This window comes from Allostigmatella hybrida, from assembly GCF_020103775.1.
GTDB lineage: Bacteria > Myxococcota > Myxococcia > Myxococcales > Myxococcaceae > Hyalangium > Hyalangium aurantiaca.
Genome location: NZ_JAHXBH010000004.1, coordinates 1 through 20542 on the forward strand (window position 1 = coordinate 1; position 20542 = coordinate 20542).

At 70.0% G+C, this 20542-nt stretch carries 21 protein-coding genes; 5 read left to right on the forward strand and 16 right to left on the reverse strand.

All coding sequences use genetic code 11. The features are described from left to right. Positions 1-111: 111 nt before the first annotated feature. From KY661_RS08950 to KY661_RS08980, 7 genes are all read right to left on the reverse strand, one after another. Positions 112-564 carry a helix-turn-helix domain-containing protein gene (locus tag KY661_RS08950; RefSeq protein ID WP_225409807.1) on the reverse strand — a complete coding sequence of 151 codons (453 nt, stop codon included), beginning with the start codon at positions 562-564 and terminating at the stop codon, positions 112-114. A 446-nt stretch (positions 565-1010) separates the two neighbouring features. Further along, positions 1011-1733 carry an immunity 52 family protein gene (locus tag KY661_RS08955; RefSeq protein ID WP_225409808.1) on the reverse strand — a complete coding sequence of 241 codons (723 nt, stop codon included), beginning with the start codon at positions 1731-1733 and terminating at the stop codon, positions 1011-1013. A 7-nt stretch (positions 1734-1740) separates the two neighbouring features. Then, complete coding sequence (gene sitA5 / locus KY661_RS08960) at positions 1741-3186, reverse strand: SitA5 family polymorphic toxin (RefSeq protein ID WP_225409809.1); 1446 nt, start codon at positions 3184-3186, stop codon at positions 1741-1743. Positions 3187-3482: 296 nt separating this feature from the next. After that, on the reverse strand, positions 3483-4103 hold the full coding sequence (gene miaE / locus KY661_RS08965) for a tRNA-(ms[2]io[6]A)-hydroxylase (RefSeq protein ID WP_225409810.1): 621 nt from the start codon (positions 4101-4103) through the stop codon (positions 3483-3485). A 2-nt stretch (positions 4104-4105) separates the two neighbouring features. Further along, entirely contained in the window at positions 4106-4951 is an 846-nt protein-coding gene (locus KY661_RS08970; RefSeq protein WP_225409811.1) for a GNAT family N-acetyltransferase, read from the reverse strand. Between the two features lie 53 nt (positions 4952-5004). Beyond that, positions 5005-5589 carry an AgmX/PglI C-terminal domain-containing protein gene (locus tag KY661_RS37215; RefSeq protein WP_263436855.1) on the reverse strand — a complete coding sequence of 195 codons (585 nt, stop codon included), beginning with the start codon at positions 5587-5589 and terminating at the stop codon, positions 5005-5007. A gap of 66 nt (positions 5590-5655) precedes the next feature. Further along, complete coding sequence (locus KY661_RS08980) at positions 5656-7317, reverse strand: FAD-dependent oxidoreductase (RefSeq protein ID WP_225409812.1); 1662 nt, start codon at positions 7315-7317, stop codon at positions 5656-5658. An 85-nt stretch (positions 7318-7402) separates the two neighbouring features. Between KY661_RS08980 and KY661_RS08985 the strand changes: the two genes are divergently transcribed. Continuing rightward, positions 7403-8680 (forward strand): sensor histidine kinase, encoded by a 1278-nt coding sequence (locus KY661_RS08985; protein ID WP_225409813.1) that lies wholly within the window; start codon positions 7403-7405, stop codon positions 8678-8680. 51 nt (positions 8681-8731) lie between these two features. On the opposite strand, the gene KY661_RS08990 is transcribed toward KY661_RS08985, so the two are convergent. The 3 genes from KY661_RS08990 to KY661_RS09000 all read right to left on the reverse strand — a co-directional run bounded on the left by KY661_RS08990 (position 8732) and on the right by KY661_RS09000 (position 11924). Next, the gene (locus KY661_RS08990) at positions 8732-9661 is read right to left on the reverse strand and encodes a hypothetical protein (protein ID WP_225409814.1); all 930 of its coding nucleotides are present in this window, start codon (positions 9659-9661) and stop codon (positions 8732-8734) included. A 131-nt stretch (positions 9662-9792) separates the two neighbouring features. After that, positions 9793-10737, reverse strand: coding sequence for a tRNA glutamyl-Q(34) synthetase GluQRS (gene gluQRS / locus KY661_RS08995; protein WP_225409815.1), 945 nt, complete (start codon positions 10735-10737; stop codon positions 9793-9795). After that, positions 10734-11924, reverse strand: a complete 1191-nt coding sequence (locus tag KY661_RS09000) for a peptidase associated/transthyretin-like domain-containing protein (protein ID WP_225409816.1) — start codon at positions 11922-11924, stop codon at positions 10734-10736. Before KY661_RS09000 ends, gluQRS begins: the two co-directional genes overlap by 4 nt. A 59-nt stretch (positions 11925-11983) precedes the next feature. Between KY661_RS09000 and KY661_RS09005 the strand changes: the two genes are divergently transcribed. Next, complete coding sequence (locus KY661_RS09005) at positions 11984-12856, forward strand: metallophosphoesterase family protein (RefSeq protein ID WP_225409817.1); 873 nt, start codon at positions 11984-11986, stop codon at positions 12854-12856. Here the strand turns inward: KY661_RS09005 and KY661_RS09010 are convergent. Beyond that, positions 12847-13230 carry a hypothetical protein gene (locus tag KY661_RS09010; RefSeq protein WP_093525855.1) on the reverse strand — a complete coding sequence of 128 codons (384 nt, stop codon included), beginning with the start codon at positions 13228-13230 and terminating at the stop codon, positions 12847-12849. The two genes, KY661_RS09005 and KY661_RS09010, sit on opposite strands and share 10 nt — an antisense overlap. Positions 13231-13421: 191 nt before the next feature. Continuing rightward, complete coding sequence (gene rlmN / locus KY661_RS09015; protein WP_225409818.1) at positions 13422-14504, reverse strand: 23S rRNA (adenine(2503)-C(2))-methyltransferase RlmN; 1083 nt, start codon at positions 14502-14504, stop codon at positions 13422-13424. 148 nt (positions 14505-14652) lie between these two features. Here rlmN and KY661_RS09020 point away from each other — a divergent pair, with 148 nt between their 5' ends. Further along, on the forward strand, positions 14653-16140 hold the full coding sequence (locus KY661_RS09020; RefSeq protein WP_225409819.1) for a glutamate--cysteine ligase family protein: 1488 nt from the start codon (positions 14653-14655) through the stop codon (positions 16138-16140). 7 nt (positions 16141-16147) lie between these two features. Here KY661_RS09020 and KY661_RS09025 read toward each other — a convergent pair whose 3' ends face one another. After that, positions 16148-17128, reverse strand: coding sequence for a lytic polysaccharide monooxygenase (locus KY661_RS09025; protein ID WP_225409820.1), 981 nt, complete (start codon positions 17126-17128; stop codon positions 16148-16150). A 234-nt stretch (positions 17129-17362) separates the two neighbouring features. After that, a complete protein-coding gene (locus KY661_RS09030; protein ID WP_075004360.1) occupies positions 17363-17881 on the reverse strand; it encodes a peptidylprolyl isomerase in 519 nt (172 codons plus the stop codon). Positions 17882-18068: 187 nt separating this feature from the next. On the opposite strand from KY661_RS09030, the gene KY661_RS09035 reads away from it, so the two are divergent. Continuing rightward, entirely contained in the window at positions 18069-18353 is a 285-nt protein-coding gene (locus KY661_RS09035) for a hypothetical protein (protein WP_225409821.1), read from the forward strand. Positions 18354-18392: 39 nt separating this feature from the next. Here KY661_RS09035 and KY661_RS09040 read toward each other — a convergent pair whose 3' ends face one another. Both KY661_RS09040 and KY661_RS09045 read right to left on the reverse strand, forming a co-directional pair. Beyond that, entirely contained in the window at positions 18393-19166 is a 774-nt protein-coding gene (locus tag KY661_RS09040; RefSeq protein ID WP_225409822.1) for an NrsF family protein, read from the reverse strand. Beyond that, positions 19163-19780: an RNA polymerase sigma factor gene (locus KY661_RS09045; RefSeq protein ID WP_225409823.1), complete on the reverse strand. Its 618-nt coding sequence runs from the start codon at positions 19778-19780 to the stop codon at positions 19163-19165. The genes KY661_RS09040 and KY661_RS09045 overlap by 4 nt, the downstream gene beginning before the upstream one ends. Positions 19781-19972: 192 nt before the next feature. Between KY661_RS09045 and KY661_RS09050 the strand changes: the two genes are divergently transcribed. After that, the gene (locus tag KY661_RS09050; protein ID WP_225409824.1) at positions 19973-20539 is read left to right on the forward strand and encodes a hypothetical protein; all 567 of its coding nucleotides are present in this window, start codon (positions 19973-19975) and stop codon (positions 20537-20539) included. The last annotated feature ends 3 nt before the right edge of the window (positions 20540-20542 follow it).

The following is a 20542-nucleotide window of genomic DNA, read 5'->3' on the forward strand; positions in this document are numbered from 1 at the left end:
ACATTGCTGCCGGGCGTGGCGATGAACAGCCGCAGCCCTCGCTTGCGCCACATGTGGCGCGCCACCGGCAGCAGTTCAAAGCGCACGCCATCGCCGTACCACAGTTCGAAGTCAGCTCCTGGCGCTCTGGCTCGGCGTTGCAGAAGCGCCAGCCTGCGCTGCGCTGCTTTTTTTCCCCCCCTCCTGCTGGAGATTGCGTGTGGTCAGCTTCGCCTTGCGCCACACGAAGCCTTGGGCCTTGAGTAACCCACGCACCCAGCGGGGGCTGATGTCGGTGCCCGTGCACTGCCGCAGGTACTCGGCCAACCGGGGTGCCGTCCACCTGGAGAAGGCATACCCCAGCTGGCGCGGGTCCGTCTGCACCGTCTCCTCCAGCAGTCGCTCATAGGCTTGGCCCACCCGGGAGGGCCTGCCTGAACGAGGCGCGTCCCTCAAACTCGCCAGCCCTCGCTGCCGCCAGCGGCTCCGGCATTGATGCACCGTTCGCTCTGCCAGCCCCAGGGTGTGGCCGATGTGAGCGGCACTGTGCCCTGCGGCACTCAGCAGCACGACCAGGGCACGCATTTGCTCGCGTCCTGGTCCGTGCTTCGCCACTTGCTGGAGGGCCTGCCGCTGACGGAGCGTCAGCCGAAGGTACCTCGCCTCTGCCTCCACTGCCCGCTCCCTTCAGTCACTTCGACTTCAGGGACGCGGTTTACCCCCTGCACGAACTTTCTTCCGATGGCTTAGCAGAATCGCGCCCTTACCTCGTAATCGCCCGGAATGATTCGGAGTCGTTATCCCCCCGCGTCCCGTGTGGTCCCGTTCTGTCCCATCCCATTCCGCAGGCTCCTGCGACATACGTGCAACATGAGCGGAGGCCGGATCCCACGCCCATGGGGGCACATGCGGCCCCTCCGTCCCGCGACTTCGGCAACAACCAGAAGGCGAGCACCTCGGACCCTTGCACGGCCTTTGCTCCAGTCCGCCCGAGCCCGTTTCGTGCGAGGGAGCAACCTACGGCCATGCAGTCACCTTGCTAGCCAGGGCTGCAACGGTCGCAGCAGCCCTGCCCGGTTCAGCAGTTCGTGGACGCGAGCGGCCAGCGCGACGTGCCCCGAGTTGGAAGCGGTGAACCGCTCGGGAGTCAGAATGACGAGGGTACCCTTGTCCTCCACCGGCTCGATGCGCACGGGGGCAGGCAGTGGAGGCACCGTGCCGCGCAGCCGTGAGAAGTACACCACCCAACTCACCGAGGTGCCTGCGGGGATGACCTTGTCTGAAAGCAGTTCTTCGTATTGGTGAGAGGTGACCACTCCCCACTCTGGGTCCCAGGCCAGGGCCATGGCGCGCAACACCTCGGTCATGACGGGAGCGGTCAGCACTCGCTCACCGACGGGGCCTTCAGCGTAAGGGTTGAGTACGCAGGAGGACGGAAGCCGCAGCGAGGATGAACCGCACCTTCCATCAACGGTGGAGGTCTCCTGAATGTTGTCGCCAGTCCACAGCCCGTAAGAGAAACGGTCACCGAAATGATTCTCCTTCCGTGCGAACAGCTTCTGGAAGCTCGCTGCGTTTGGCGTGAAGTGGAGTTTGCGAGCCTCCTCGAAGGAGTCTGCCGTCTCATACCAACGGGTCCACGCCGGGTCGCAGTGCCCGAGAAGGTGGAAGAAGTGCTCCGTGCGGCGTGCGCAAGCCTCGGCGGATTCATGCCGGGCGAGCCAATAGGAGCCAGCGTAATACGTTTCTACCATCGGATGGCTACTCCTTAAGGGAGAGGGGTCGGGGAACATGAACGACCTCAATATCGAGGCGCTCTGCCTTGAACATTTTCCTGAGTGCACCCGCGAGCTTCTCTTCAGCGACGATCCACCGGATGGGCGTTCCATTGGCGGCTTCTACCTGGCGTGTCGCCTGCTCGAGCATCTGGAGTCTCCCTTTAAAAATTCCGAAGAAGTTCAGATTCTTATCGACCCACTGCGCGTACCCAGTGCTCTTGGTTTCGAGCAGAACTCCCTCATCGAAGCCGTCGAACTTCACATACGTGTCACCCAGCTTGACGCGGTAGACGTAGTCTCCGGGGGCTCCTGTTACCTGCGCCTGATAGCGGCGTGAGTGTTCGGGCATGGCCTCGTTCGCCTTGCCCCATTCCCCCGGGCCACCGGAACTGGGCGGCGCAGCCTTCGCGCCCGCCTTGCCGCCTGAGCTGTCGCGCGCCGCCATGGCGACTGCGTTGGGGGTCAGTGCGATGGTGACGCCCTCGGCAGTGATGGCCACCGAGTCCACTTGAGCCAGCGCTGGGGCAGTGAAGCGAATGTTCATCTGCGTCTCAGCCACCACCGCCACCTGCCCGGCTCCCGGCAGCTTCGGCAGCGTCGTTGCCATGCCTGCCGCTGTGTTCCCCATCGCCACTGTGGCCAGCATCACGAAGGCTCGCGCCGCCTTCTCCCCCATCGTGTCCCCGAACTTCTCTCCGGAGGCGTAGATGCTGTCGAAGGTGGTGGCTTTATCCACTTCCTTCATCAGCACCAGCCACCCATCAATCAGCTTCCACACCGTGTCCCAGCCCAGGTAGGCCATGGCCCCCAGCGTCAGCAGCGCCGCCACGCCCTTACTCACCGGCTCGGGCAGCGCGAGCAAAATGGCGTACATGGTCAGCCCACCGACAACCGTGGCCATCACTGCCTGGGGGCTCACCATCCGGGCGAGCTCTTCCTTCATGGCGCCCAGCACCTTGCTCTGGGCAATGGCCATGGCCAACGCATACTTGGCGTCTCCATCCAGAAAGGGCTTGTCCACCAGAAGGAGCAAGCAGTCGCCGCCTCCCCACGTCTGCTCGCACCACTGCAGGTATTGGCGCTTCAGTTCCTCGTCCTCGGGTAGCAGGCGCAGGTTGCGGTAGCTGCCCGGTTCCGAGGCCATGAGCCGCTGGCTGCGGCCCTCGTACCAGAGCCATCCGCTGCGCTCGGGCACTCCGAATAGCCTCCCGGCGTACTCCAGGGGCCGCTTCACGGAGGGCACGGAGGGAGCATGTTGCGCGACGGCCTTCTTGAACTCCTCTTCGCTCACCTCCTCTGGCTCCACGTCGCGGCGCGGAGTGTAGACGAGGGGTTCGCCCTGGCCTGTGTTTAGGCGGACAACGGCCCTCGTGGAGGCGCTGCACCCTGAGAGGAACACGATCAGCAGCAGGAGCGTCGAGCGCGGCATGAGGAACCTCCTGGCCAAGGGCCCCGCACGCCGGGAGCACCACTCGAAACTACAGGAGTACCATGACAGGCCCGTCAATCACGGCGGCTCGCGGACACCTTTACGTCCGTGACGGCCCTCTGCTCTGGCGTGCGACATACGCGCGACACAGATGGAGCCAGCATCCAACCATCCGTCACTAGAGAGTAGAGAAGTGGAGGCGGCGGGTTTCGAACCCGCGAACAAGGCGGAAGCAAACCTCTCCGCAGGCCGTGACGTGCCAAGCCAATGGCCAGATTCCTCAGTTTCCCCAGGAGTCAGTGGATGGCCGCGCGCAGGCCCACGGCGGCCACCACCTGGGCCTCGCCGGCCAGGAGTGTTTCGAGCCGCGCTTTAACGGAGGCCTCGTCGCCGGAGGCCGTCACGGCCAGGCGGTAGAAGAGGGACTGGTGCCCGTCCTCGGACTGCGCCAGCTCCCCGTAGAAGCGGCGCAGGGCGGGGTCCTCCAGGCCTTCTGCGAGCAGGGACAGGCGCTCGCAGGAGCGCGCCTCGATGATGGCGGCCACCAGCAGCCGGTCCACCCGGCGCTCCGGGGACGGGGTGCGGATGAGCTTCTGGAGCCCCTGGGCATAGGGGTCTCCGCCATCGCGGTTGAGGGTGAGCCCCCGGGCGGCCATCAGGTCGAGCACCCGGGCCAGGTGGGCGCTCTCCTCGCGCGCCAGGCGGGCCATCTGCGCGGGCAGGCCCGGCAGGTCCGGGTAGGCCTGGAGCAGCGACAGGGCGTTGGCGGCGGCCTTCTTCTCGCAGTGGGCGTGGTCGACGAGCACCGCGTTGAAGTGCTTGAGCGCCAGCGGCAGCCAGCGCGGGTCCGTGGGCGAGTGCAGGAAGACAGGGCCCTCTCCAGAGAGGGGGCGGCGGGTGGGGGTCGGGCGGGACATGACTATTCCAGGAGAACGATGCGCTGGACGCGGCCGGACAGGTAGCCGACCTTGCGCGCGATGCGGGCCAGGCTCTCGTGCTTGTCGTCCAGGCGCAGGATGAGCCGGGGCAGCGAGGACAGCAGGTGACGGGAGATCTGCCCCAGGCACAGGGTGGCGTGGCCCTTGTTGCGCTCGTGGGGCACCGTGTACAGCCCCTCCAGCTCCGCGCCGTGCTGGGAGCGGCTGCCAATGTCCACCTTGAAGACCAGGGCGCCCTGTTCCTCCAGCACATAGGTGCGCCGGCCCCGGACCCGCTGGGTGACGCGCGCCTCGTAGCCGCTGGGGTCCTCGGCGAGCGGATCCCGCTCCAGGGTCTCCCGCACGGCGCCGAGCGCCAGCGGCATCAGCCGGGGGATGTCCTCCTCCCGGGCCAGCCGCAGCGTGGGGTTGGTGAAGGGCCCCAGGTCGTCGGCGGAGACGCTGAAGAGGCGCTGGGTGCGCGTCAGCCGCGTCTTGCCCGCGCCGCCCAGGTGCTTCACCAGCTCGTCCACCGAGGACTTCTCGCCCAGCGAGGCCTGGAGGCGCACCTGGGAGGGGAGCGCCTTGGCGATGTCGCAGATGAAGGTGCACTCGTTCGCCGAGGGCACCACCAGGCCGCCCTCGCCGCCCACGAAGAGCGCGGCGGTGAGGGTCTTGCTGGCGTCGAAGCGGCCGTAGAAGGCGAAGGGGGCCCGCCCCGCCCGGGGGACGATACCGAACTCCTCGAAGAGACCCAGCAGGTAGACGTTGTGCGGCGGGTCCTTCACCAGGAGCGAGCGCAGGGCGTCCGTGTGCTGGGGGCCGAGCTGTTCAATCGAGAGGGACATGGAGAGGGTGTCGGCCTCCGCCGGCCTGGGCCCACCTTATGGGAAAGGGGCCCTCAACGGCCAGCCTCCGGCGCGGGCTCGAAGCGGAACGGGTAAGCCACGGTCACCTTGCCCCCCCTCCGAGGGGGGGGAAATTGGACGTCCAGCAGCGAATCCACGAAGCAGGCCTGGAGCATGGGGTCCTGCAGGGTGGTCTCCACCACCTCGCCGCCCTGGAAGCGGCCCACCGCTCTATCCCCCGCCAGGGTGAACTTCAGCGTCACCGACTGGGGGCCGCGGTAGCGCCCCTGGGTGTCCTCGAAGCACTGGCGCATCAGGGGCACCACCTGCTGGATGGCGCCGCGAAGTTCCTCCCGGTCCACGGCGCCCTCCGAGGCCAGGATCTGGGGCTCTGCCTCCGGGATGCTGACGGGGAGGGCTTGGGGGGAGGGGGTCTGCTGGGCGGGGAGGGCCACTGCGGGGGGAGGAGGCCGGTCCGGTGGCGCGCGCGGGGGAGGGCTCGCCGAGGGGGGGGGCGCTGGAGCGGGCGAGGGGGCGCGGGAGACGGGAGGCGGGGAGGCGGGCCGCGTGAGCCAGAGCCCCACGGCACACAGGGCCACGAAGGGGAGGATGACCGCGAGAAAGAGACGGCCCGGCATGGCCGCACTATGCCACCGGGCCGGTGGAGGGCCCCGGGTCTTCCGGGGGCCTGCCGGGGGGCCTGCTTACTCCTCCTTCAGGGGCTCGCGCGCCGCGTTGCGCCCGGCGATGAAGCCAAACGTCATGGCGGGGCCGAGGGTGCCCCCCGCGCCCCAGTAGGCCTGGCCACTGGGCGAAGCGATGCAATTGCCTGCCCCGTAGAGCCCCGGGATGGCCGAGCCATCGGTGCGCAGGACCCGGGCATCCGGCCCGATGGCCGGTCCCCCACAGGTGTCCAGCGTCGCGGCGCCCAGCAGCGCGGCGTAATACGGCCCGGTCCGGGACATGGGGTACAGGGTGCGGTTGCCCGTGGTGCTGCGGGAGGGGCCTTGCCAGGCCTGCTCCAGGGCCGTCGCGCCCCGGTGGAAGTCCAGGTCCACGCCGGTGGCGGCGAAGGTGTTGAAGCGCTGGAGGGTCTCCTCCAGCCGGGAGACGAAGTCCGGCGCCAGCTTCAGGGAGGGGGGAATGGTGGCGCTCAGGAAGGGCCGCCCCCGGAGCCGCTCCAGGCGCTCCTCGATGCGCTGGGCCAGCTGCGCGAGCGTCTGGGCCTGAACGACGAGCGGGGACTCCTGTCCGGGCAGGGGGACGACGCCGCGCCAGGGCCAGAAGGTGGGCTCCTGGGCGACGCCCTGGTCCCAGATCATGAACTGCACCAGGTGGGGGTAGTCCTTGCCGCTCCAGTGGAAGTGGGTCTGGGCCCGCTCGTGGTAGGGGGCCTTCTCGTTGGCCACGCGCACGCCCTGCTTGTTCACCACGACGGTGCTGTCCCCATAGGGGAAGAAGACGTGGGCATCGTTCCGGGTCACCTCGCCGCCCCGGGCCGCCGCGTCCTCGATGGCCACCTGGTAGAAGAAGCCGTTGGCGAGGTTGTCGAGCCGCGCCCCCAGCCGCGAGGCGATGTCGATGAAGGCGCCCCGGCTGGTGGGAACGCTGCCGCTGCCAAAGAGGGGGCCTCGCAGGAAGACGCGGGCCTTCTGGGAATCATGGGCGAAGCCGCCCGAGGCGAACACCACGGCCTTCCGGGCGCGCACGGTCTTCCGGGTGCCTTCGTACTCGGCCTCCACGCCCATCACTTCGCCCCGGGCGTTGGTGAGCACCCCGGTCACCCGGTGCCTCGTGAGCACGGGCACGTCCTTGCTCCGGAGGTGGGCCAGCATCCCGTCCGCCAGGAAGACGCCGGGCCACTGCATGGACCCAGGGGGCGCGCGGGCGGTCAGCACGCGTCCGTAGGGCGCCCGGTTCTCGGGCAGCTCCGAGTGGTAGTCCGGATCCGAGAGGGGCTGGGGCGAGAAGCCGTAGGAGCCGAGGATGACCGGCTGGAGGGCCCCGAGCTGGGTGAGCCGGTCGATGGCGGGTGCCGCGTTGTCATAGAAGGCCGCGAGCAGCTCGTACTGGAGCGGGGGCAGGCCCAGGAAAGGGGCCTCCGGCGTGTAGAGCGTGGGGTAGGCCGTGCGGGCCATGAGCTGGAGCGCGCCGTCGCGCGGGTCCGCCAGCCCCTGGGCCCGCATGAGCGCGTTGTTGGGAATCCAGAAGGCGCCACCGGAGCGCCGGGTGGTTCCTCCGGGAGTCTCCGCCGCCTCCAGCAGGAGGGCGGAGGCGCCCTGGTCCACCACGGCCGCGGCGGCCGACAGCGCGGCCCCGCCCGAGCCCACGATGACCACGTCCGCTTGAAGATCCCACGTTGGCATGTTCCTGTTTCCCTTGTCCCGGAGCGTCTCTCTCTGGCCCGGCGGGACATTGTAGAAGCCCAGCGGCCCAGGAGCAGGAGGGGTGATGTCAGGCGCACCAGGCGACGAGCAGCCAGGCTCCGCAGGCCCGGAGACAACCCGGGAGGAGCTGCTCGAGTTCATCACCCAGCTGGCGACCAACGAGCCGCACGTTCGCTGCCGGGTGGGGCAGGGCGCCCTGGCGCCCGTGGCGGAAGCGCTCAATGGGCTGGCGGCCTTGCTGGAGGCCCGCCGGTTGGCCTCGGTGGAGAAGTTCGGCATCGGGGCGCTGGTCGAGCAGTCCCAGAACATGATGATGACCGCCGACACGGAAGAGCGGCTGCGCTTCGTCAACTTCACCATCCCGGGGCTGACCTACGAGCAGGTGGTGGGCCGCAGCGTCTATGACTTCGTGCTGCCCGCGGACCAGGAGCGGGTCCGCGCCGTCATCCGCAAGGTGCTGGCGACGGGAGAGCCCGACACGTACGACATCCAGTCCTACGCCGAGACGGGCCCCCAGTGGTACGTGGTGCGGGTCGGGCCCATCCGGGACGGTGGCCGCATCGTGGGCTGCACGATGATCACCACGGATGTCTCCAACCTCAAGCGGGCCCAGCAGAAGCTGGAGCAGTCCAACCGCGAGCTGGAGCAATCCAACCAGGAACTGGAAGGCTTCGCCTCCATCGCGTCGCATGACCTGCAAGAGCCGCTGCGGAAGATTCAATCCTTCGGCGAGCGCTTGGAGACCCTGGCGGGAGCGTCCCTGCCGCCCGAGGGCCGGGATTACCTGGCGCGCATGCGCAACGCCGCGTCCCGGATGCGCGGGTTGATCAACGACCTGCTGGCCTTCGCGCGGGTGACCTCCCAGGCCCAGCCCTTCGTGCGGGTGGACCTGTCGCGGATCGCCAGCGAGGTGCTGGGAGATCTTGAGGTGGCCATCGAGCAGTCGGGCGCGGCCGTCACCGTGGACCCGCTTCCCACCCTGGATGCCGACCCCACGCAGATGCGGCAACTGCTCCAGAACCTGCTGGGCAATGCGCTCAAGTTCCGCCAGGAGGGGACCTCCCCTCGCATCGCGCTCCGGAGCGCGGTGGACGCGGCCACGGGGCAGTGCGAGCTGCGGGTGGAGGACAACGGCATCGGCTTCGACGAGAAGTACCTCGACCGCATCTTCAACGTCTTCCAGCGCCTGCACGGACAGGGCAAGTACCCTGGCACCGGCATGGGGCTGGCGATCTGCCGCAAGATCGCGGGACGGCACGGGGGCTCCCTCTCCGCGCGGAGCGCCCCGGGCCAGGGGGCGACCTTCATCGTCACCTTGCCCCTCCAGCACATCCCCTCGTGACGGTTGCCCCCCGGGGGCTGGAGCCTTCCACCCAGCCCCCGGGAGTGTCCGCTACGGATAGACTTCCCGGGGGCCCATGGGAGCGATCGTGTGGGTGCCTGCGTAGATGCGCTGTTGCTTGCTCACGCCCAGCGTGGCGCCCAGCACCGATGAGACGAGCCCCAGCAGGAGCACGGCGAAGAGGCCCCAGAAGACGCGGCCCGTGGTGTCGGCGGCCTTGAGCGCCCCCTGTTGCACCTGCTGGCCCACCTGGCTCATCTTGCCCTGGGCCTGGTTCCACTGTGCTTCGATGCGGCTGGCGATATCCTGGGCATCCGCCTGGGACATCGATGTCTGCTGGGCGATGGAGCTCACCAGCATTTCCCGGTCCAGCCGGCCCTGGCGGAGCGACGTGTTGAGCACGTCGCGCGTCGCCGCCTGGAGCTGGTTGGCGGTGATGGCAGGCTTGCCCTCCTGCTGAAGCTTCTGGTTGATGGGCGTCAGCGCGTCATTCATGTCGAGCCCCAGCGAGCTGGCCAGGTTGCCAGCCTCATTGCCCTGCGAGACCGCTCCGGCCACCGCGGCTCCCGTGGCCCCCACCGCGGCCTTGCCCACGTTGAGCACCGTTCCCATCAGCGAGGAGATGAGCATCCCCATCACGATGATGCCCGCCAGTGTCGTGAGGCCCCACAGCACCGCGCCATGCAGGGCGCCACCGGCCTTGTCCATGATGCCCGAGGTGCGGGCCGCCACCATGCCTCCCACGAAGAGCGCGATGAGGGGGGCGATCAGCGACCAGATGCCAGTGCCGATGCCCGCCGAGCGCACGCTGCCCGGGTTCCCGGGATCCACCGAGGACAGGCCCAGGGCCAGCCCCAGCGCATAGAGGAGGATCCAGACGCCCAATGCGACGAAGGTGCCGCCCAGGATGGCTCCCCAGCTCAGCTTGAACGGAGCGGTGGGGACCATTTCCATCCGCGACTTCTCCACGATTTCTGCCATGTCAGCCTCGCGTTTGAAGAAAGACACCCATTGCAGGTGAGACACTTCAACTGGAGGCAAAGCTGTTCATCTGACGGGGACGTGAGAATGTATTGGCCACCGCATGGCCCCTCGAATGCCGCTGCGGCCGCTCACGGCAAGCCGAGTGCCTCGATGATCGTCTGCTCCCGTGTCATGACCGGCGTGCGCGGCAAGCGCTCGGGGTGGAAGCAGTGCACCAGCTCGTCCAGCCCCACGGGGCTCCCATCCCCCAGGCCACTCCATGCGGCGAGCAGGCCAAGAACCCGCTCGGCGGCCAGCCCTCGCTTGCGCAGCTCCGCGAGGGCGAAGGCCCCTTCGCGCTTGGCGAGCCGCTTGCCGTCTTCGCCCAGCACCAGCGGGACATGAAAAAACCCCGGCGCGGTGAGCCCCAGCGCCGCGTAGAGCTGGAGCTGCCGGGGAGTGGAGCTGAGCAGGTCCTCTCCGCGCAGCACGTGGGTGATGCCGGTGGCCGCATCGTCCACCACCACCGCGAGCTGGTAGCTGGCCACCCCATCGTTGCGGCGCACCACGAAGTCCCCGATGACCGTGGCCACGTCCTGGGTGTACGGCCCCTGCAGCCCATCCTCGAAGCGCACCTCGCCGGGCTGGGCCCGGAACCGGTACGCGGGGGGACGGGTCCGCGCACGTTCGGCCCGCTCGGCCGGGCTCAGCCGGGCGCAGGTGCCCGGGTAGCGGGGGCCCTCGTCGCTCAAGCCGTGGGGGGCGCTGGCCGCCCGGGAAATCTCCGCCCGCGTGCAGAAGCAGGGGTAGACGCGCTCCTCCCGCTCCAGCCGCTCCAGCGCCGCCCGGTACACCTCATCGCGTGCGCTCTGGAAGAGTGGAGGCTCGTCCCAGCCGAGCCCCAGCCACTCCAGGTCCTGCTTCATCTCATCGACGTACTCGGGGCGGCACCGGGCCCGGTCGAGGTCCTCCACGCGCAGCAGGAAGCGGCCCCCGGCGGCGCGGGCCTGGAGCCAGCCCAGCAGGGCGCTCCGGGCGTTGCCCAGGTGGAGCCGCCCCGTGGGACTGGGCGCGAACCGGCCTCGGAAGCTCATGGGCGGATGAGGGGCTTGCGAGGGGTGAGGGGCGCGCGGCTGGGGGCGGGCGCCGTGGGGGCTGCCGGGGCCGTGGGCGGCTCCACCACTGGGTAGGGGACCTGGAGCATCCGCGTGTCAGGGGCCTCCTGCGCCGCGGGGGCGGTGGGCAGGCGGACGGGCTCCCCGGAGGCGGCGCCCTGCGCGGCGAGGGCGCCCGTGAGGCCTCTCAGGCGGGGGCCTGCGTCCAGCAGCTCCGCATCCAGCGTGACCCGCGGCAACCGGCGTGGGGCGCGGGTGTCCGGCGCGAGCACGAAGCTGTCGAGCACGAGGTGCTCCTCCGTGCGCGACACGGTGCCAAACACGAGCAGGTCCACGCCCAGGCCTCGCCCAAGCTCCGCCGCCGCCTCCACCGCGGCGGTGTCCAGGCGGTTGCCCGCGAGCGCCGCGGCCAGCACCGCGCTGGGCCCTTCTCCCGGAGGACGGATGGCGACGGAGGCCTCCTGGCCGCTGGACACCTCGACGAGCCCTCCGGCCACTTCTCCCGAGGGCAGCTCCGCACGCCACAGGTGCAGGCCCGGGGGAACACCGGTGACGCGGACGGGGGCGGTCTCCAGGCGCTTTCCATCCAGCGTCACCGTGATACCGGTGGGCGCGGAGGTGAACCGGAGCGAACCCCGGGGCTGCCCCCGCAGGGCCGTCTGCACGCGGCTCACCGTGTGCGCGAACAATGGAGAAGTGGCCGCCAGCGGCAGCGCCCGGCCCGGCGCGAGGGCCAGGGCGGACGTCACGGCGCGCGTGGCCTCCTCGTCCTGGCCCTGGGCATAGCGGATCGCGGCCCGCAGGGCGTACGCATCCGCCAGCTCGTGTCCGTGGGGCAGGGAGGCCGCCAGGGCGGCGTAGCCCTCCAGGGCCTTGTTCAGCGCGGTGTCCGCACCGGCGAAGTCGCGCTGCTGCCGCCGGGCCTCCGCCTCCTTCACCTGCGCCCGGGCCTGGGCGAGCCGGTCCGGAGGCGGCTCCTCCGGGGGCGGGGTGACGAGGGTCAGCCCACCGGTGCCCCGGAGCTCGGACATCAGCCGTTCCGTGAGCCGGGGGCCCCCGCGGGATGCCATGTCCCCGGACAGCGCCTGGAGGGGCACCACGGCCACACGCCGGGCACTCCCCTGAGCGCCCGCGGTGGCGCCGAGGAGCAGAAGCAGGGAGAGCACGAGCCTCATCATGGTATGCGCACACTAGCCTGCCACGCGGTCCGCTTCCGAGAATCCCGATGCGCTTCGTCCACTGCTCCGACGTCCATGTCACCGGTGATTATTTCGCCCTTCCCCTGCGGCGGCTCGGGTGGAGACGGTGGCTGGCGCTGGCGGAGCTGACGGTGGGAGGCCGCGCCCGCGCCTACCGCCGCGCCCCGGAGACGCTCGCCCGCATCGCCCAGGAGGCGCGTGAGCACTCCGCGGATCATTTCATCCTCTCGGGGGACCTCACCGCGTATGCGCTCGACAGCGAGTTCCAGGGCGCCCGCAAGGCCATTGGCGCGTGGGCCGAGGACCGGCGGCGCTGCACCGTCATCCCCGGCAACCACGACGTCTTCACGCCCGGAAGCCACCGGAGCCGCCGCTTCGAGCGCCACTTCGGCCACCTGCTGGAGAGTGACTTGCCCGAGCACTGCCGCGAGGGCGCCTTCCCCTTCGTCCGCCTGGTCGGAGAGGAGGCCGCGGTGGTGGGGTTGCTCTCGGCCCGGGTTCCGGCCGTGCCGGGCATGGCGCAGGGCCGGGTGGGGCCCGCGCAGCTCGAGGGGCTCGCGGCGGTGGTGAAGGATCCCCGGCTGGCGGGCCGGGCCCTGCTCGTGGTGGTCCACCACGCCCCGCTGACGCCGCGGGGACGGGCCGACCATTGGTTTCATGGGCTGCGGGACGCGGAGGCGCTGTTCCGTCTACTGCCGGGGCCCCGGTACGCCATCCTGCACGGGCACATTCATCATCGCTATCACCACGAGGCCACCGCTGGACGGCCGCACCTCTTCGGCGCGGGCTCTTCCACGCTCGCGGGCCGCGAGGGGTACTGGGTCATCGACGTGGCCGGGGGACAGGTGCGGGGCGGGCGGATGCACACGCCGGGCACCCCCCCCGCCACTTACGCCTGAAGGTGGGCCCCGGTGTAGCGGCGCACGAAGTGAATCCAGCGGCGCTCGTCCACCTCCACCTGCCACTCGGAGTTGGGCGTCAGCGGCATGCGCGTGCGCAGGAAGGTCTCCAGGTGGTCGGCCGCCTTCACGGGCGTCAGCCCCGGCGCGCGGAATGCGACGCGCAGGGAGACATCCAGCGTGGCCGACACATCCACGCAGGCGCAGATGCGCAGGGGGCCCACCCGGCGCTGGTAGAGCGCGTTCTGGACGGCCCGCGCGGAGGGGTCCTCCGCCTGCCGTTCGAGGGGTAGCCAGTTGTCTGGTGCCAGGACGAAGCCGAGCAGATCGCCGCTCGCTTCTTCCACCGTCAAGTTCTCATGGATGGCCAGCATCGCCCCACCTCCTCCGCTGTTGCCACGCGAAGAATGTGCCCACGTGCCAAGTCCATGCAAGAGGTCAGAAAGCACTTTGATCGGGGCTGTCGAACAAAGTCCCTGGCGGGAAGGAGGGGGTGCGCCCTGCTTCCGCTACCACTGAACACCACCCTGGTTCTCAGGGGATGTGGGCGCGCGTAAGAGGTGCGTCACCCCGGCATGTTACGGCGAGGCCGCTCCACCGCCGCCTTGAGCTGGCCGCATCCCGCGTCGATGTCGATGCCCCGCCGCTGACGCACCGTGCTGGGCAGTCCATAGGAGGTGAGCACGTCCTGGAAGGCCCGCACGGCCTCGGGCGCGCTGGGCGCGCCGCCGAAGCCCACCGTGGGGTTGAGCGGGATGACGTTGACGTGGGCCTCCATGCCCTTCAGGAGCTGGCCCAGGGTGTGGGCCTGCTCGGGCGTGTCGTTCTTGCCGGCGATGAGCGTCCACTCGAAGAAGATGCGGCGCCCGCGCCTGGCGCTGTAGTAGCGGCACGCCTCCATCAGTTCGTCGAGCGGCCAACGCTTGCCCACCGGCACCAGCGCGGCGCGCTCCGCGTCGGTGGCGCCATGGAGGCTGACGGCGAGCTGGACCGGCCGCTCCTCGTCCGCGAGCCGGCGGATGCCCGGTACCACGCCCACGGTGCTCAGGGTGATGAAGCGCGGGCCGATGGCCAGCCCCTTGGGGTCCACGAGGATGTCCACCGCCTCCATCGTGGCGTCGTAGTTGTGCAGCGGCTCGCCCATGCCCATGAGGACGATGTTGCGCAGGGACTCGCCCGTCTGCCGCAGGAGGCCCACGGCGTGGAGCACCTGCGCGACGATTTCCCCGGGGCTCAGGTGGCGCGCCAGCCCCATCTGGCCGGTGGCGCAGAAGACGCACCCCATGGCGCACCCGGCCTGGGTGCTGATGCACACGGTGGCGCGCCCCTTGAACCGCATCAACACGGTTTCGATCGTCTGCCCGTCATGCTGGCGCAAGAGCAGCTTGTGCGTGAAGCCGTCGCGGCTGAAGGCCTCGTGGTGCACGGTGGGGGCGCGCAGGCAGGCGCGTTCCTTGAGACAGGCCACCAGCTCCGGGCGCAACAGTCCGTCGAGCTCCTCCAGCGACTTCACCTGCCGCCGGTAGAGGGCTTCCCACAGCGCGTCCCGGTGGAAGGCGCTGTAGCCCCACTGGGCCAACTGCTGGCCCAGGGCGGCCCGCGGCAAGTCATGGAGGGCAAGAAGGGGGCTGGAGGCGGCGGCGGACATGGCGCCGCCGAGCGATACCACACCGGCGGGGAAGAAGGGCATGGGGGCAGACGAGCGGCCGGACCCCGGCCGTCCCCAAGGCAGGCGGCCGAGGGAAGCGTGAGAGGGGCAGGCTGCTAGGAAGGGAGGGCATGGCCATGTCTCAAGAATGGGTTTGGCCATCGAACGCGAGGAGTTCAGCCCCGAGGACCACCAGCGCTTCGCCCGCCGGCTTTCCGAGTGTCTGGAGGCGCTGCGCCTGGTGCTGCGCCGCCCGGGCTTCGGCGAGGGGCCCCGCACCGTGGGCGCCGAGCTGGAGATGTTCCTGGTGGATGCGGCGGGCTTTCCATTGTCCGTGAACCAGCAGGTGCTGGACAGCACGGAAGACCCCCGGGTGACGCTGGAGATCAACCGCTACAACCTCGAGTGCAACCTGCGGCCCACGGCCCTGGTGGGGCGGCCCTTCACGGCGCTGCGCGCGGAGTTCGAGGATGTGCTCGCCGAGGTGCGCCGGGCGGCCGCCACCCAGGGCGCGCGCGTGGCGGTGATGGGCATCCTGCCCACCCTGCGGGAGGCGGACTTCGGCGGCTCGGCGCTGACGGACCAGCCCCGCTACCGCGCCCTGTCGGCGGTCCTGCGCCGCCGCAAGGAGGCGCCCTTCAAGGTCTCCATCTCGGGGGAAGAGTCCCTGACGCTCACCTGGGATGACGTGACGCTGCAGGGGGCGAACACCTCGCTGCAATTCCACCTGAGGGTGACGCCCGCGGAGTTCGCGCGCATGTACAATGCGGCGCAACTGGTGACGGGGCCCGTGCTGGCGGTGTCCGCGAACTCGCCCCACTTCCTGGGCCGCAAGCTGTGGGACGAGACGCGGGTGGCGCTCTTCCGGCAGGCGCTGGATGATCGCGGGGAGCCCCAAGACCGCGAGTTCGCCTCGCATGCCCGGGTGACGTTCGGCCACGGCTGGGCGCGAGAGGGCCTCTTCGAGCTGTTCGCGGAGTCGGTGGCGCTGCATGCGCCCCTGCTGCCCGTGCTGGGGCCCCAATCCCCGCTGGAGAGCGTGGCGCGGGGCCAGGTTCCAGGGCTGGATGAGCTGCGGCTGCACCATGGGACCGTGTGGAGCTGGAACCGCGCCATCTACGATCCGCACGACGGAGGGCACCTGCGCATCGAGTTCCGTGCCTTGCCCGCAGGGCCCTCGGTGGTGGACATGGTGGCCAACGGCGCGCTGCTGCTGGGGCTGACCCTGGGGCTTGCCGGTGAGATGGAGCGCCTCCTGCCCGCGATGCCCTTCACCCACGCGCGAGGCAACTTCCTCCGGGCGGCGAAGCAGGGCATGGACGCGGTGATGCTGTGGCCCACGGACAAGATGCCCTCGCCCCAGCCGGTTCCGGTGGTGGAGCTGGTGCGGCAGCTGCTGCCGGTGGCCCGGAAGGGCCTGGTGGAGGCGGGCGTGGAGGAGGCGGAGGCGGACGCGATGCTCGCCCTCATCAACGCCCGCCTGGAGGCGCGCATCACCGGGGCAGGCTGGCAGCGCCAGACGCTGGCCCGGCTGGAAGCGCAGATGCCCCGCGCGGATGCGCTGGCGGCGATGCTGGAGCGCTACCTCCAGCACGCCGCCTCGGGCCGCCCCATCCACGAGTGGCCCCTGGACTGAGGCCCGGTCAGTGGCAGCCCGCGCCGTCATCGGGCGGCGGGGGCGGGGGCAGGGACCGGCTGCCTGCCGGCTCATCCACGTCGAGCTGGAAGGACAACCCCGTCTCCTGGGCGTAGACCCTGTTGCCTTGGCGGCGCTCCACGGGGGGCACCTCGCCGGAGGCAGTGAGGACCCCTACCTTCACATGGCTGGAGGTGGCATTGACTTTCTGTGCCAGGAGCAGGAGCCAGGTGGCGGCCGGGGTGGCGTCTTCCAACTGGAGCGAGTGGGACTCGAGGTCCTTGCCCGTCTTGTCGAAGAGACGGAAGGTGACCTGGCTCTGGGCGGGCAGATCCCCCCGCGCAAGCACCTGCCCCAGCTCCCTCCAGCGGGTGGTGGTGGCCGCCGCCGGGGCCTCCGGGAAGCTCACGTCGCTGCACGAGTAGAAGGCCTCGGTGCTGTCGGAGCGCTGCCAGATGGCGTAGATGACATGCGCGCCGTGCTTGCCCTGGGGAAAGGGACAGCGCATGTGGTAGCGGTGGTCCACATCCGTGAGGCCCGTCGCGGTACAGAACGGCGTGTCCTCCAGGTCTGACCACTTCAGCGGCTGGGACGGATCATACCCCTCGCGCGTGACGAACAGCTGCATCGTCTTCGTGGCGTGCAGGGCCGTGGCGTGAAACACGAACTCGAAGTTGCCCTCCGCGTCCGGCAGCAGGAGCGTGCTGTCCCAGTCCGTGCGCGTCAGGTCCAGTCCCCGGTGGCTGGAGTTGCCACCGCTGCACAGCTGCCCATCGGGGATGAACTTGCGGTGATTGTCATTGGCCTTGGTCTGCCGGATGGCGTTCCACTCGTAGAGCTGCGGCTTGCCGCTGTGGGCAATCAAGGCCTTGCACGCGGTGGAGGTGGGAAACTCGGGGTTTCCCTTGTAGCAATTGTAGACGCGGCTGATGGGGACCTCCATCGAGCCGTGCGCAAGCGCCTGGGACGCCAGCAGGGAACCCAGCAACAGAAAGAGAGGCTTCAGCGGATTCTTGAGAGAGATTGTCATTTGGAGTGCGGTCTGTGTGTACGGCTACCGTCACTCCAGGGTTCTCACCGGGAGGTCCCCCCGCAATCAGACCGCCGGCCCTTGCGGCCCAGGGCGCTGGCAAGGTCCCGCGGTCCGATGCGCGCCGGCTCCCGTCCGTCTGGGCGGGCGGCCCCGGGGGGCCGCCTCTTTCCAACGGGGCCCCGGGGACGGCTAGAGCTGGCCGCTGTCCGCGATGGTGATGGTGCCGCGGGTCTGGCCCCCGGAGGAGCCGAGCGATTCGATCTTCTTCACCACGTCCATGCCCTCGACGACCTCGCCGAAGACGACGTGCTTGCCGTCGAGCCACGAGGTGACGACGGTGGTGATGAAGAACTGCGAGCCATTGGTGTTGGGGCCGGCGTTGGCCATGGAGAGCAGGCCCGGGCGCGTGTGGCGGTTGGTGAAGTTCTCGTCCGCGAACTTCTCACCGTAGATGGACTCGCCGCCGGTGCCGTTGCCCTTGGTGAAGTCGCCACCCTGGAGCATGAAATTGGGGATGACGCGGTGGAAGGACGAGCCCTTGAAGTGCAGCGGCTTGCCCTGCTTCCCGACGCCCTTCTCACCGGTGCACAGCGCCCGGAAGTTCTCGGCCGTCTTGGGGGTGGTGGTGGTGTCGAGCGAGAAGACGATGCGGCCCGCGGGGGCGCCGTCGATGGTGATGTCGAAGAAGACTTTGGTGGTGTTCGCCATGGGATCCTCCGGGATGCGGAAAGTGTCTGCGCGGACTGAGGTTCACGCGGACGGGCCCGGGATATCAGAGCCCGTCCCGGCGGGTCGAAAAAGGTGACGCTCAAGCGTACACCTCTCAATAATGCGATAATGCGGCCCACCGGGGGAAAGCCGTAGGGCTTGGCCCTCGTCACACCCAGGAGACGACATGAAGACACTGGTGATGCGTGCATTCTTCCTCGTGGCCGCCGTGATGGCCGTGGGACCGCTGGGGGCTGCTCAGGCCGCGGAGGAGACGCGCGAGCCCTCCACGAACCTCTGTCTGGCCGCGCCCGCTGGCCTGCCGGGGGCCCGGCAGGCCCAGGACTCCGGGGCCGCGCTGGGCTACTGCACGGTGGACTGTTCGCGCTGTGCGACGAGCCAGGAGTGCCGGAGCCGGGGCGCGGGCTCGTGCACGCCCATCAGTGCCTGCCGCGCTCCGTCCCAGGAGTAAGCCAGGGCCGGGAAGGGCCCTGGGCAGCCCCGGGGCCCTTCAGGGCGCGTAGCTGCGGGAGGGCAGCCGCGCGCGCACGAGCAGCGTCATCCCGGACAGCAGCAGCCAGGGCGCCACGTGGCCCAGCGCCAGGTGCGCGGCGCTGCCATCCGCGCAGTGCAGGTGTAGGACGAAGAGCCCCACGCCCGCGGCGGACAGCCCGGCCGCGAGGGCGCGCAGCGGCTGGAAGACCGACCGGCAGAGCAGCACGAGGGCCGCCACCAGGGGCGGGACGGTCAGCACCACCTCTGTCACCATGCACCCCAGCACCCCGGAGGCGAAGCCGCGCATCTCCGCGTAGCCCGAGCCCCCCAGCACCTGGAAGAGCGCCACCGCCGCGGCCCCCGCGCTGAGCAGCCCCCCCGCCGGGACGCGGCGGGCCGGCGCCACCGCGAGGAACGCCCCCCCGCCCACCAGCACGAGGATGAGCAGCCCCAGCCCCACGAGGGTGGCCGGGGAGGCAGCGTTGTTCACCAGCCCCTGGCGGCCCAGGAAGAACAGGCTCCCCGCCATGACGGCGGTGAAGACCGCCAGCAGCACCAGCAGCTCGCGCCACCACGGGGTGGCCTTGGGCTGGGCGGCCAGCTCCTGGAGGGCGGCCTGGGGGCTCACGGGGGCCGGGGGAGGGGCCGGGGGCGTCCGGGACAGGGGCTCGAGCGCCCCGAAGCCTTCGAGCAGGGCGCGGCAGTCCTCGCACGTGGCGGCATGCGCGGCCAGCTCGGGGGGGAGGGGCCCGCCCAGGGCATCCATCACGCGCGCGCACTCGGGCCTCATTCCTTCATCTCCTGTCGCTGGCGGGCCAGCAGCTCCCGGAGCCGGGCATACCCCCGGTGGGCGCGCACCTTCACCGCGGTCTCCGTCAACCCCAGGGCCTCGGCGATCTCCGCGAAGCTCATTCCCTCGAAGCGGTGCATGACAATGGGGATGCGCTGGCCTTCCGGGAGTTGTTCCAGGGCGCGCTGCACGGTGCGCTCCAGGCCCATGTCGCGTACGGCAGCCGTGTCATCGGCGGCATGGAGGGGCAGCTCCCCCTGCGCGGTGAGCTCCTCGGGCCGCTGGTTGCGCCGCTGCTGGTCCCGGGCCGCGTTGGTGGCGATGGCATACAGCCAGGGCTTCAGGCGGGCGCCTGGCAGGAAGCGTCCCCGGGCGCGCACCAGGGACAGAAAGGTGAGCTGGACCAGGTCCTCGGCCACGGTCCGGTTGCCCGTGAGCCGGGTGAGGTAGCCTTGGACGGGCCGGGCGTAGCGCTGGAAGATGGCGTTGAAGGCCGTGGCATCGCCCTGGCAGAACCGGGCCATCAGCACCTCATCGGATGCTTCGCCGCCCGGCGCGTCCGTCCAGGAGGTCTCCAGGCGGGGGAGGGCGGTCTGGGGTTTGAACGGTGCCAAGGACGCCGACAGTCTAGCCGATTCGGGCTTGCGTGCCTTTCAAGCCTCGGCTAACTCCTGGACCAGGTGCCGAGGGGCGCCTGGACCCGAAAAAGACGACGTCACCCTCGTTGTGCCCGCAGTCCGGTGTGTTCGCGATGAACTCCTTCCAGGGCCCCCAATCGGGTGAGGGCCGCCAACGAGGGACCCGTCATGGGAATTCATCCGCGCGCAGCCGCCCCTTTGTCCCTGCGCGAGTGCAAGGTCCGGGCTTCGCTCCTGCTCAAGGATCTGCTCGCCGCTGGAACCGTCCGCCCGGCCCGGGCCGCTGAGCGGCTCCGGGTGCTCCCGGCCTTCGCCTCGCTGACGCCCGCGGAGGTGCTCACCCGCAGGGAGGCCGTGCGCCGCAAGCATGCGCTGGCCGTCATCGCCCACGAGCAAGGCCACGCCTCCTGGGTGGAGTTGAAGCAGGCCCTGGGCGAGGAGGAGGCTCCCTCGCTCGACACCGAGGCCTTCTTCCGCAAGAACCGGGGGGCCTTCCTCAACCGGTGGTTCCGCACCTACCCGGAGGCGCTCGCCTCGCTCCAGGCGCAGGGGGGCTACCTCTTTCCGTTCCGCGAGCAGTTCTTCCTCTGTGAGGCGGAGTTCCTTCGCGCCCTGGGCATGGACCCCGCGGAGCCCGACTGGGCACGGATGGGGTTCAACTGGGTGGAGCCGAAGGAGCCCTCCGCCCAGCAGCGGCTCCTGCAGAAGCTCGCCGCGCTCGGTTACGTGGGCTGAGCG